11 protein-coding genes are annotated in these 12,805 nt (G+C 46.4%); 8 read left to right on the plus strand and 3 right to left on the minus strand.

The genetic code is table 11. The features are described from left to right. Positions 1-8 precede the first annotated feature (8 nt). Entirely contained in the window at positions 9-911 is a 903-nt protein-coding gene (punR, locus tag ACXAD4_RS11325; RefSeq protein WP_475241417.1) for a DNA-binding transcriptional activator PunR, read from the minus strand. A 271-nt stretch (positions 912-1,182) separates the two neighbouring features. Here punR and punC point away from each other — a divergent pair, with 271 nt between their 5' ends. The 8 genes from punC (at position 1,183) to torA (ending at position 10,121) form a co-directional block, all read left to right on the plus strand. Then, the gene (punC, locus tag ACXAD4_RS11330; RefSeq protein ID WP_475241419.1) at positions 1,183-2,394 is read left to right on the plus strand and encodes a purine nucleoside transporter PunC; all 1,212 of its coding nucleotides are present in this window, start codon (positions 1,183-1,185) and stop codon (positions 2,392-2,394) included. 338 nt (positions 2,395-2,732) lie between these two features. Continuing rightward, positions 2,733-3,461, plus strand: a complete 729-nt coding sequence (artP, locus tag ACXAD4_RS11335) for an arginine ABC transporter ATP-binding protein ArtP (RefSeq protein WP_475241420.1) — start codon at positions 2,733-2,735, stop codon at positions 3,459-3,461. A gap of 91 nt (positions 3,462-3,552) precedes the next feature. Further along, positions 3,553-4,284, plus strand: coding sequence for a lysine/arginine/ornithine ABC transporter substrate-binding protein (locus ACXAD4_RS11340; RefSeq protein ID WP_107300481.1), 732 nt, complete (start codon positions 3,553-3,555; stop codon positions 4,282-4,284). Between the two features lie 3 nt (positions 4,285-4,287). Beyond that, positions 4,288-5,022, plus strand: a complete 735-nt coding sequence (artQ, locus tag ACXAD4_RS11345; protein ID WP_475241422.1) for an arginine ABC transporter permease ArtQ — start codon at positions 4,288-4,290, stop codon at positions 5,020-5,022. Further along, positions 5,019-5,690, plus strand: coding sequence for an arginine ABC transporter permease ArtM (gene artM, locus ACXAD4_RS11350; RefSeq protein ID WP_475241423.1), 672 nt, complete (start codon positions 5,019-5,021; stop codon positions 5,688-5,690). The genes artQ and artM overlap by 4 nt, the downstream gene beginning before the upstream one ends. 543 nt (positions 5,691-6,233) lie before the next feature. Then, positions 6,234-6,410: a trimethylamine N-oxide reductase system protein TorE gene (torE, locus tag ACXAD4_RS11355; RefSeq protein WP_475241425.1), complete on the plus strand. Its 177-nt coding sequence runs from the start codon at positions 6,234-6,236 to the stop codon at positions 6,408-6,410. 44 nt (positions 6,411-6,454) lie between these two features. Beyond that, a complete protein-coding gene (gene torC / locus ACXAD4_RS11360) occupies positions 6,455-7,639 on the plus strand; it encodes a pentaheme c-type cytochrome TorC (RefSeq protein ID WP_475241427.1) in 1,185 nt (394 codons plus the stop codon). 22 nt (positions 7,640-7,661) lie between these two features. Then, on the plus strand, positions 7,662-10,121 hold the full coding sequence (gene torA / locus ACXAD4_RS11365; RefSeq protein ID WP_475241429.1) for a trimethylamine-N-oxide reductase TorA: 2,460 nt from the start codon (positions 7,662-7,664) through the stop codon (positions 10,119-10,121). A 331-nt stretch (positions 10,122-10,452) separates the two neighbouring features. Here torA and ACXAD4_RS11370 read toward each other — a convergent pair whose 3' ends face one another. Then, a complete protein-coding gene (locus ACXAD4_RS11370) occupies positions 10,453-10,809 on the minus strand; it encodes a hypothetical protein (RefSeq protein ID WP_107300476.1) in 357 nt (118 codons plus the stop codon). A 575-nt stretch (positions 10,810-11,384) separates the two neighbouring features. After that, the gene (locus ACXAD4_RS11375) at positions 11,385-12,659 is read right to left on the minus strand and encodes a DUF5666 domain-containing protein (RefSeq protein ID WP_475241431.1); all 1,275 of its coding nucleotides are present in this window, start codon (positions 12,657-12,659) and stop codon (positions 11,385-11,387) included. Positions 12,660-12,805: the final 146 nt, after the last annotated feature.

Genomic DNA, 12,805 nt, shown 5'->3' on the forward strand with positions numbered 1-12,805 from the left:
CAATATGCTCACCGCATCCATTCGCGATGGAGCTGCTCGCTATCACCCAGATAATCGAGCAGCCATTCAATCGCCGGATTCTGGCTCTCTTTATTCCACGCTAAGCAACACGGGCTCACCGGCGGTTTAACCGCTAGCTGCTTTTCTACCAGTTCGCCGCTTTCGATAAGCGGTAACGCCTTATGCTCTGGCACAACACAAATCCCCAGTCCCGACTTCAAACAAGACATCGCACTGTGCCAGTTCGGTACCATAATCCGTCGTTGGTTATCCATCAGCCACGTCACCCGCTTGGGCAGCACCCGTGACGTATCTTCAAGGCAAATGGCCGGATATTCAATAAGCTCTTCCGCCTCCAGCGGATAATCAATCGCAGCGAGAGGATGATCGGGGCTAACAACAAAACGCCATTCCAATACACCCATGTCACGATAATCAAAGTGGCCACTGACAGGCACGGCCGCCGTTGCCCCGATGGCAATATCAGCTCGGCCATCAGACAAGGCATCCCATACCCCGTTGAACACTTCCATCGTCAAATGCAGTTCCATATCAGGAAACTGACGATAGAAGTCACGCACTAAGGTATTTACCCTGCTCTCACGTACAACCGTATCCAATGCCACCGATACACTCTGTGACCAGCCATTGGCAACTCGCTGGGTTTGCATTTTTAGCAACTCCATTTGCTTAAGTAACGCTCTAGCCTCTTCAACAAAGAACTCTCCAGCAGGGGTAAGTTGTACCTGGCGATGGAGCCTAACAAACAAATCAACCGCCAAGCGCTCTTCGATCACCCTAACGGTATAGCTAATTGCACTGGGTACTTTGTGCAATTCTTCAGCAGCTGCAGAAAAACTTCCTCGCCTTGCAACCACATCTATCACTTGTAAATCATTAAAAGAAAACATAAGGCTCTTCCTTTTGACCGTTTAAGGCTAGCGCCTATCCCAGCTCAAACAGCTGGTTTTCACAGCAATATTGCAACAAGTTGCTCTTAATTCACACCATGTGAATGATATTCAACCTCACACAGTGCACTGCAGATAAAGCCATGATAGTGGTGAGAAATCAATCAAATCAAATTTTTTGAAAGCAATGTTTAAATTTTACCGTTTCACAGCATGAAAAACCATGTATAGACTTGCCGCAAAGTACAAAACAGTTAAAGAAATAAAAGCTATGACAAATCAACCTTCAAAAATGACCATCCTGTGGTTTGCATGTTTAAGTATGCTTGGCTTCCTGGCAACAGACATGTACCTCCCTGCTTTCGAAGTTATTCGAGAGGATTTTGATACATCACAATCACTTATCGGTCTAACACTGAGTATCTTCTTGTTAGGTATGGCACTTGGCCAGCTAATTTATGGTCCGCTGTCTGATCGTATTGGCCGTATCAAAGTGCTAATGGGTGGTATGACACTATTCAGTATCGCTTCTGTTTTCTGTGCCTTTGCACCAAACGTTGAATTGATGCTAGTTGCCCGTTTTGCACAGGCGCTGGGCGCATGTAGTGCAACGGTTATCTGGCAGGCAGTTGTGGTTGACCGTTACGAAGGCAAAGTCTCAGAGCGCGTTTTTGCTACCATTATGCCGTTAGTTGCCTTGTCCCCGGCTTTGGCTCCACTGGCTGGCGCAATGCTTGAGCACCAGTTCGGCTGGCGCAGTATCTTTGTTGCCCTAGTCGGTTTTGGTGCTGTTTTGTCCATCATGACACTAAAAGAAACTGAAAGTGCCAATTTGGACAAAAAACAAGAAAAAGTCTCTGTGCAATTGCGCCGAGATTATGCCCAGATCCTTAGTTCAAAAAAATTCATTGGTAACATGATTATCTTTGCTGCCTGTTCAGCTGCGTTCTTCGCATACCTTACGGGTTCACCATTTGTGATGGCAGCAATGGGTTACTCTGGTGCAGATATCGGCCTGAGCTATGCACCACAGACTGTTGCTTTCATTATTGGTGGTTACGGTTGCCGTACCTTGCTAAACAAATACGACAGCCAGCAACTACTTCCTTGGATCCTAAAGTTGTTCTTTGCCAGCGTTACTGTGATGTTCATGATCTCTTTACAGACTGAACCAACCACTATCTGGCCGATCCTAGTACCATTCTGCTTCTTAGCGGTGGCGAACGGTGCTATCTACCCGCTTATTATCAGCAAAGCGTTGGAAGATTTTAAAAACTGTAGTGCAACAGCTGCTGGCCTACTTAACTTCCTGCAAACAATGGTATGTTTCGCAGCAAGTGGTTTGGTATCAGCCTTTGCAATGCACGGCTTGATGACTGTAACAACAGCAATGTTCATCACAGGTTTTGTCGCACTCATCGGTTACGCGTTTGTGGTTAAAGCTCGTCGCGAAGAAACAGCGGCACTTGCCCAGACAGCATAATTCCATACTGCGCTAAAGTTTAAAGCATCCAAAAGGTCACTCTCGAAGTGGCCTTTTTCATTATCAGAGCCCTCCCGCATCTACTTTACGGGGGTCATATCAATCTCGCCCCTCAAAAACGCTTAAATATTCCACACCACAAATACGCATTTTTTTGCCATTTTCACATCTATCGCTCAAATCACATAAATACAGTGGTTTAAATGGATTAAAAGGCAAATCTTAGAACAAAAATCAAACAAAAATGCAACCTTTGGAATTTTTTATACATTTTTCTTGCATAAGATCTCACTCTGGGTAATATAAACCTCAAATGACGATTAATGCAGCAAGTCAGCATGAGTATTCAAGTAAAGAGTGTTAATAAATTCTACGGTGATACCCAGGTTCTTCATGATGTTGAATTCACCTGTGGTAAAGGGGAAACCTTGGTATTGCTTGGCCCAAGTGGCGCTGGTAAAAGCTCTTTGCTAAGGGTGCTTAACTTGCTGGAGAACGCTAGCAGCGGTCAGCTTCAGGTTGCCAGCGAAGCCTATGACTTCGCAAAAACTATCTGCGAAAAAGAGGCGCTGAAACTAAGACGCAAAGTCGGTATGGTTTTCCAGCAATACAACCTATGGCCTCACCTCACGGTAATGGAAAACCTGATTGAAGCACCAATTAAAGTTGCTGGTGTCTCTAAACAGCAAGCCACTGACGAAGCCATGGCTCTTCTCACTCGCTTGCAACTAGCAGACAAAGCTGAGGCTTGGCCGCTGCAACTCTCTGGCGGCCAGCAGCAACGTGTTGCCATTGCCCGCGCACTGATGATGAAACCTGAAGTGCTGCTGTTTGACGAGCCAACGGCGGCACTCGACCCTGAAATTACCAATCAGGTTGTCAAAATTATTAATGACCTGAGTGAAACCGGCATTACACAAGTTGTGGTCACCCACGAAGTGGACTTTGCTAAGAAAATCGCCAGCCACGTGCTGTACCTTGAAAAAGGCCGCATGGTGGAGCACGGCACCAAAGAGGCCTTCACAACCCCGGCCACCCCGGAGTTTGCTGAGTACCTCACGCACTAATTTAATTACCTATTCAAACTTAGGTATAGACACCATTTTTCAGCATCATGCCTCTCGTGATGCTGCAGTTAACGACGCACGGAGTATCGCGATGAAAAAGATTGTATTGGCAACATTGATTGGTTTGGCTTCAGCAAATGCTGCCGCTCAGGAAGAAATTAAGTTTGCGATGGAAGCAACTTACGCCCCATTCGAATACGTTGATGAGAATAACGAAATTCAGGGCTTTGATGTTGATCTCGCCAATGCACTTTGTGACGTGATTGAAGCCAAGTGTTCTTTTCACAACCAGCCTTTTGATAGCCTGATCCCTGCGTTGAAATTCCGTCGTTACGATGCAGCTATCTCGGGTATTGATATTACTGAACAGCGCCAGCAAGTGGTCAACTTTACCGACGCATACTACGACAACTCAGCCGCTTTCGTTGCCCTGGATGGTAAAGTGGCAGATCAAGCTGCGCTTAAAGGCAAGCGTGTTGGTGTTCAGAACGGTTCAACCCACCAAAGCTACCTAACCGAGCAACTTGACGGTGTGACCGCTGTACCATACGCCAGCTACCAAGATGCGTTCATCGATATGCAAAATGGCCGTATTGATTCGGTATTCGGTGATACTGCCGTAGTTGCAGAGTGGTTCAAAAAGAACGATAACCTTGTTTATGTTGGTGAGCAGGTGACCAATGCCAAATACTTCGGTAACGGTTTTGGTATCGCCATCAACAAAGACAACCAAGAGCTACTGGATAAGCTAAACACTGCACTGAAAACGGTTAAAGCGAACGGCCAGTACGACGAAATCTTCAACAAGTACTTCGGTGAGTAATTTATGGCGTTATCAGGTTATGCTCTGACGCTACTTGAGGCTAGCTGGGTCACCATCCAGCTAAGCCTGGCCAGCGTCTCTGTAGGATTGGTCTTGGCAGTTCTCTTTGCCAGTGGTGAGATGTCGCGCTTTCGTGCCCTTGCTTGGCCGACAACGGCGCTGGTCACCGTGCTTCGGGGCTTACCTGAAATATTGGTTGTACTGTTTATTTTCTTCGGCTCTACGCAAGTACTGTTCTTGTTAACCGGAGATTTCATTGAAGTCAGCCCGTTTTTGTCAGGGGTAATTGCCCTGTCTCTTATCTTTGCTGCTTACGCCTCACAAACCCTACGAGGCGCCCTCAAAGCCGTACCCAACGGACAGCGGGAGGCAGCAAGTGCATTGGGGATCAGCAAGTCGCGGGCATTCTTCAAGATTGTTCTACCACAAGCAGTGCGCCACGCGCTACCCGGCCTAACTAACCAATGGCTGGTGCTGCTGAAAGATACCGCTTTAGTGTCCTTGATTGGAGTGACGGACTTGCTCAAGCAAGCTCAGCTAACCGCAGCAGCCACCCACGAAAGCTTTACCTGGTATGCCTGCGCGGCGGCTGTGTATTTGGTCATCACCTTGATCACCCAGCGGGTCGTCAAGCAGCTGGACAAAAAATACAGCTTGCAGGATGGCCACTCAACATCGGGCAAATCAGCTAAAGCAAAAGTGACTAAAGCAAATGCATTGGAAGGAGCTAGCGCATGAATGAGCAACACGTTTGGCAACTTCTCGATGGCTTAGTTGTTAGCCTTGAACTGACCGCGGTCTCCTTATTGGTTGGCTGTACCTTGGCGTTATTGATGACATTGACGCTGATTCTAAAAACACCGGGCCTGCACTGGCTAAGCCGCGGCCTCATCACTTTGTTTACCGGTACACCCTTGTTAGTACAGATCTTTTTGATTTACTACGGACCGGGGCAATTTGAGTGGGTACGGGAAAGTATTTTATGGAACTGGCTAAGCCAACCTTGGTTTTGTGCCATGCTTGCCCTGGCACTCAATACCGCGGCATACAGCACCCAGCTGTTCAAGGGCGCATTCAATGCCATCCCTTCGGGCCAATGGCATGCATGCAAAGCCTTGGGAATGAATACCAAAACGACCTTGGGTGTATTACTTCCGTATGCGATCCGCCGGGCGATCCCAGCCTATTCCAACGAAGTGATTTTGGTTTTCAAGGGCACCTCGCTGGCCAGTACCATCACCATTATGGATATCATGGGCTACGCACAACGGATCAACGCCCAAACTTACGATACCTTAATGGTCTTCAGTGTTGCGGGGGCTTTCTACCTAACTGTTAATGGTGTGCTGACCTTGATATTCCGTCAAGTTGAGAAAAAAGCACTCGCATTCGAGATGGCTAGATAAGATAAGTCGCTCATACTCACCACAACTTGATACTTAAAAAGCTGGCTAACACCAGCTTTTTCATTCCTCAAAACTCATATCTGTAATAATTCATTTCAAATCAAATCCGCACTGAAACAGTTTTGATATGTGTTTTATCACCATAAATCTAACTATTGGATGTGTACAGAATTACCCTTTGGTTTACATGGTTAATATTCATATAGATCTCGATCACATTTTTATTCGATCAACATATCAGCAAATCAAGCAAAAACGCCTTTTCCCCGCATTATCAAGATCAAAAAACAAACCAACAAGAAACCAATTTAACAAAATAGAAACACGAACCGCCATTAACAATCTTTCACAACTACCCATAAATAGTTATATAAAATCGCATCCCATTCATCTTTCCGTTACAGATCAAAAAAGAATTAATAAGGTAAAACCAATAGCTTTTGCCCAATTGAATCACTACGAAAATATATCTTAAGATCCCTTTAAAACATTTGTTAACACTTTTTCTTTTAGCTCAATTAACAAAGTAGAACGGGTAGATATATGAATAATGGAATCAGCACAGCTGCTAAGGATGAAAAGCAGCGTGAGTGGCGTGCTTTCTTTTTCATCACAGTTTTTCTCTTTCCCATCCTCAGTGTTGCCGCCGTCGGTGGCTACGGCTTTTTCGTTTGGATGATGCAGGTCTTCTTCTTGGGGCCTCCAGGCCACATGGGATAACGCCGGCATAACAACAATTAATAACCACACATTGAGTACACAACATGAAAGCATTTCTAATTAAAGCTTGGCAGACTTTCTCTCGGCCAAGTGTCCATATCAGCCTCGGGGTTTTAACCCTTGGCGGCTTTATCGCAGGGGTTATTTTCTGGGGTGGTTTCAACACCGCGCTGGAGGTGACCAATACCGAAGAATTCTGTATTGGCTGCCACACCATGGAAAACAACGTATACCAAGAACTACAAGAAACCGTGCACTGGAAAAACACATCCGGTGTTCGTGCAACCTGCCCTGACTGTCACGTTCCGCACAATTGGACGGACAAGATCGCCCGTAAAATGCAAGCCAGCAAAGAAGTGTTCGCCCAAGTATTCGGTGATTTAGACACCAAAGAAAAATTCGAAGAACGCCGCGTTGCCCTAGCCCAGCACGAATGGGATCGATTCTCTGCCAATAAGTCGTTGGAATGTAAAAACTGCCACAACTACGACAGCATGGATTTCGACAACATGCGCCCAACAGCTCGCATCCAAATGAAGCAAGCGGCTGAGCGTGACCAAAGCTGTGTAGATTGCCACAAAGGTATTGCCCACAACCTGCCGAAAAACATGGACAGCTCTGGTGGCATGATCGGTGAACTTGAGCAGCTAGCTTCAAGCACCAAGTTCGAAACAGGCCAAGAATATGTCAGCGTACGCCATCTGCCGCTGTATGAAGAAAAAGACCTAACCACAGAAGCTGGCCTGCTGAACCCAGCATCATCAGTTAAAGTCATCGACCAAACTGCAGATGCCATCGAAGTCGAAGTCTCTGGCTGGCGCAAAGACAAAGGCTTTGGCCGTGTTATCCAGGAAGATTTCGGCATGAACATCGCCGTGGCTTCCCTGCTGAAAGAGTCTGCAACCAATGATCAGGTTGTTGAGAAGTTCGAGCGCAAAGAAGATGACCTCACCGGCCTGCCTTGGCAGCGTGTGACTGCCAAAGTGTGGATGAAAAAAGAAGCCTTGATGGCCGACGTTCAGCCTATCTGGGAGAAAGCCAAACAGTCTTACAACACCAACTGTTCTGTGTGTCACACCCAACCGGATGAAGCACACTTCGATGCCAACACTTGGCCAGGCATGTTCAACGGCATGATGGCATTCGTTAACTTCGATACCGATAGTAAAGCCTTGGTGCTGAAGTACCTACAGAAACACTCATCTGACTTTGCAGATGGCCACCACTAAGCGATTGATGGAGTAATTGACTATGTCTGTAAGCAGAAGACGTTTCCTACAAGGTATGGTAGCAACCAGCGCCGCATCAGTGATTGGCCCTAGCCTACTGGGTACAAAGGCCATGGCTGCTGAAACGGTAGGCACCTGGAAAGTATCCGGCTCTCACTGGGGGGCATTCCGCGCCCATATCTACGGCGGCAAACTACAAGAAATCAAACCGCTAGAGCTGGATAAACACCCAACCGAGATGCTTAACGGCATCAAGGGGATTCTTTACAGCCCATCGCGTGTACGCTACCCGATGGTTCGCCTCGACTGGCTGAAGAAGCACAAATACAGTGCCGAGACCCGCGGTAACAACCGTTTTGTCCGCGTTACCTGGGATGAAGCGATTGACCTGTTCTACCGCGAATTAGAGCGTATCCAGAAAGATTACGGTCCTTGGGCGCTACACGCCGGGCAAACCGGTTGGCGTCAAACCGGCCAGTTCCACAGCTGTGGTAACCACATGCAGCGTGTTGTCGGTATGCACGGTAACTACATCAAGAAAGTCGGTGACTACTCGACCGGTGCCGGCCAGACTATCTTGCCATACGTATTAGGTTCCACTGAGGTGTATGCTCAGGGTACCTCTTGGTCTGAAATCTTAGAGAACAGTGACAACATCGTTCTTTGGGCTAACGATCCGGTGAAAAACCTGCAGGTTGGCTGGAACTGTGAAACCCACGAGTCCTTCGCATACCTCGAAAAGCTGAAAGAAAAAGTCGCCAACGGCGAAATCAATGTGCTTTCCGTTGACCCGGTGAAGAACAAAACTCAGCGTTACCTCAACAACGATCATATGTACATCAACCCACAAACAGATGTGGCGTTCATGTTGGGTGTCGCGCATACCCTTTACACCGAAGAGCTTTACGACAAAGACTTCATCAAGATGTACTGTTTGGGCTTTGATGACTTCATCCAGTATGTGATGGGTGAAACCAAAGACAAGATCGAGAAAAATCCAGAATGGGCAGCAGAGATCTGTGGCGTGTCTGCCGATAAGATCCGCGAGTTTGCCCGCATGCTGGTTAACGGTCGTACCCAGATGCTATTTGGCTGGTGTATCCAGCGTCAGGAGCACGGTGAGCAGCCGTACTGGATGGGGGCGGTTATCGCTGCGATGGTAGGTCAAATTGGCCTGCCAGGCGGTGGTATCTCATACGGTCACCACTACAGCTCAATCGGTGTACCTTCAACGGGCTTTGCGGCGCCGGGCGGCTTCCCGCGTAACCCAGATGAAGGCCAAAAGCCAAAATGGGATAACAAAGATTTCAACGGCTACAGTAGTACTATTCCGGTCGCGCGCTGGATTGACTGCCTGCTCGAGCCAGGCAAGCAGATCCGCTATAACGGCTCTAAAGTGACCCTGCCTGATTACAAGATGATGGTGATCAGTGGCTGTAACCCTTGGCACCACCACCAAGATCGCAACAAGATGAAGAAAGCCTTCAAGGCGCTTCAAACGGTTGTCACCATTGATTTTGCCTGGACAGCGAGCTGTCGCTTCTCGGATATCGTGCTACCGGCATGTACCCAGTGGGAACGTAATGATATCGATGTTTACGGCTCTTACAGTGGCCGTGGCCTGATTGCGATGCAAAAGCTGGTTGACCCACTTTTCCAGTCAAAAACAGACTTCGAAATCATGACAGAAGTGGCTCGTCGTTTCGGTCGCCACAAAGAATACACCCGTGGTATGGACGAGATGGAATGGGTTCGCCAGCTTTACAGCGAATGCCGTGATGCCAACAAAGCCAAATTCGATATGCCAGAGTTCGATGAGTTCTGGGCACAGGGTTATTTCGATGCCGGTACAGGTAAGCCTTGGGTTCGCCATGCCGACTTCCGTGAAGATCCTGAGATCAACCCATTGGGTACGCCATCAGGCTTTATCGAAATCACCAGTCGCAAGATTGATCGCTTTGGCTACGAGCACTGTCAGGGCCACCCAATGTGGTTCGAGAAGAGTGAACGTTCGCATGGTGGCCCAGGCTCAGACAGGCACCCATACTGGCTGCAGTCTTGCCACCCAGACAAACGCCTGCACTCGCAAATGTGTGAATCGGAAGATTTCCGTGCCACCTATGCAGTACAAGGCCGTGAGCCGATCTATATCAACCCGAAAGATGCTGCTGCCAAGGGCATCCAGAACGGTGATTTGGTTCGTGTTTACAACGACCGTGGCCAACTACTGGCTGGCGCTGTGCTGACTGACAGCTACGCACCGGGCGTGGTTCGTATCGAAGAAGGTGCTTGGTATGGTCCTCTAAGCGAGAAAGAAGGCGCGATGGATACCTACGGCGATCCAAACACCCTGACTCAGGATATTCCGTCTTCTGAACTGGCTCAGGCAACCAGTGCCAACACCTGCCTGGTTGAGTTCGAAAAGTTCACTGGCACGGTACCGCCAGTAACGTCATTCGGTGGTCCGATTGAAGTGAGTTAATTCTCACTAGCAGAAATAAACAAAGGGGAGTTGCTTATGGCAACTCCCCTTTTTACAATTATCAGAATATTAAAATTTAACATCCTAGTTAAAACTCTATCCGTCAATACTCATATGAAGGCCTTTACAGAATACTAATTACACTGTACTGCTCAATTTTCAAAAGACTAACTTTATCTATCGCCAAAAAGTTTAGATTCAAAGAGGACTTTTTAATAGCGGAACTAAACAAGCTAAGTAGCTGGTATTGAGTAGAGCAACCATAAAAGCTGGATATTAATTTCAAAGAAAAAAGGAGCCGATGGCTCCTTAAGAAATATCAAATAATGTGTTACACACGATTTTCACAACCAGGTTTTTCTGTGTCAATAATCTGCGTTCCCTCTACATCATAAGAGAAGAACCCAAGATATAAATAGAACCATGAATGCTCAACAACTGCATCAGCAAGACCGACAACACACTTATCATCTTTAATTGCATCATCAACTGCAGTTTCAACATTTGGAATACCGAGAGGGAAAATAACTGCAATTTTTGTATCACTACCCTCAACACGCTTCCCTTCAACAAAGCCCTGTGAGTTCATGTCTACATTTAAGGTTGATGCCACTGTCAAATCAGCAACCCGCTGGCTACATCCAGACATAGCTAGTGCTGCTAGAGCCGCGATAGCTAACTTCTTCATGATTTTACCTATTCGATTTCAATTATTTAATAAAGCTTACAGCGTACCAATCACTTTTAGTACTTGGTACGCTATAAAATCAAACAGAATGATATACCATATGAGGTGTAATGAGTAATGCGATTTTTTGCTTTTTATGCAGACCTATATAACTTTTTGGAATATTAATTAAATTTCATACTTATCAGACACTTAAACTGGTAATTTATTTTAATTACTAGATCGCACCAATTTGAACGCTGTTAAATTTTGGAGTTCTTTTCACCCATCAACTCCTCAATACTAATATCACGGTCTTCTCACTCCTCCTTTAACCTATGAAGTTGATTGAATTTCGCTCATGAAAACAACGCTTCTAAATCACTATTACTAATCCTTTTCCCACCAATGCGATATCTCGCCTCATCATTAATTAGTCAGCTGATTGTTTATCCATTAATTTGAGTTTTCCTTTGCAGCAATAATACTGGCGTTAAGTCTTCACCATCTTCACTGTTAATTTTGAAATCTATGAAAGCCCTGAACTTGATGCCGTTAGCATTGTTCAGGGCTTTAAATGTAGCGAGAATGGGAAATCAATTTGGATCTAATCGGCAAAGCGAAAGTGCGTTATCAGATGCACGCTGACACTCAATATCAACCCATTGGCCATTGAACTGCTGAAGCGAACTGTCTGTGGCAGAATACCCCCACATAATACCGTTCTCAACCGGGCCTTCTAGGCTGATTTCATTGTCTTTCCTCTCAGGCCTAACCCGTTTCACATAATTACCGTTATTGGCTTTACCGTCGAGTTCCACCCACTGGCCGTTGACGTTTGATAGGTTGATACCATCATCATATTCTGTATTCACATCAACAATGAAGACAATGCCGTTAATACTCAATGTCGCACCGTCATAGCTCGCCTCGCCCTCAACATTGAACTCCAAATTATCCGGTACACTCACCTGATCTTGGAAATCAACCCGAGTAGCAAAAAGCTTGTTCTCCAGTTCAATCAAATCAACTTCGACAATTGCACCAATTTCCAGGTTTGACCGAGTTCCGTCATCAAAGGATGTATTGCCATTGGTATGGACACGAACATTCCCACCGATATCGAAGCTCGTGAGATCTGGGCTTACCCACGTGATAATCCCTTCAAGTTCAGTGTTACGCACATCATCGTTATCCCGGATATCAATGATTGAAGCGACAAACTGACTGCCGTCAAACTGGCCGTAAACTTCAACCCATAGTCCATCAGCTAACGTCCTGCTATCTTCGACAGCCGCATTGGAGTAATCAACCTGAACAGTGGCTATCGTAAACACACTTTGCGAAGAATCGAGCCCTGATATTGCTCCTTCAATTTCCGCCGTTGTTTGTGGATCAACCACAGTAACAACGGTCACTTTCCAGCTATCATCGGGTTCGACCAAACCATACAACATCACCCAGTCGCCAATATTAAAACCAGTACCAGGGTAGTCATAACTAATACCATTTATCGAGAGGCTGCTGTCGGAAACGGCAGTTACCTGCCCAGTTGCTGCAGGTTGCAAGTACACTAGTTGGGCTTGGTTATCCTGATATTCCACTTCAACCTGCATCCCTTGCTCAAGCTCATCAAAGCTGTAGCTGCTGTCATCGTAGCTAATAACTGCCTGTGAGCCATCAAGTTGATGCTTATTAATCGTGAAGGTCTCATCTGGATATGAAACCGAATCTACCGTACCTATTGTTCGTGCTAATGGTGAGCTTTGGACAATATCACTGCCACCATCTGATGAACTTGAGTCACCACCACACCCTGTGACTGCTAGGGACAATCCAATTGCTAAAGAAAGCAAGTTAAGACTTCTCATAGAGTTACCTATAACCAACTCTTTTCCCTGGATATATTTCCATCGTTTGAACTTATAGCCATACAGCAAGCCATATTATTGTTTTGTTGGCTCTTGGCAGACTGATAGTAAGTATAGAATCCCCTTAGCATAAACTTGCCTCAAGG

Source organism: Photobacterium sp. AWH4_225 (genome assembly GCF_056158405.1).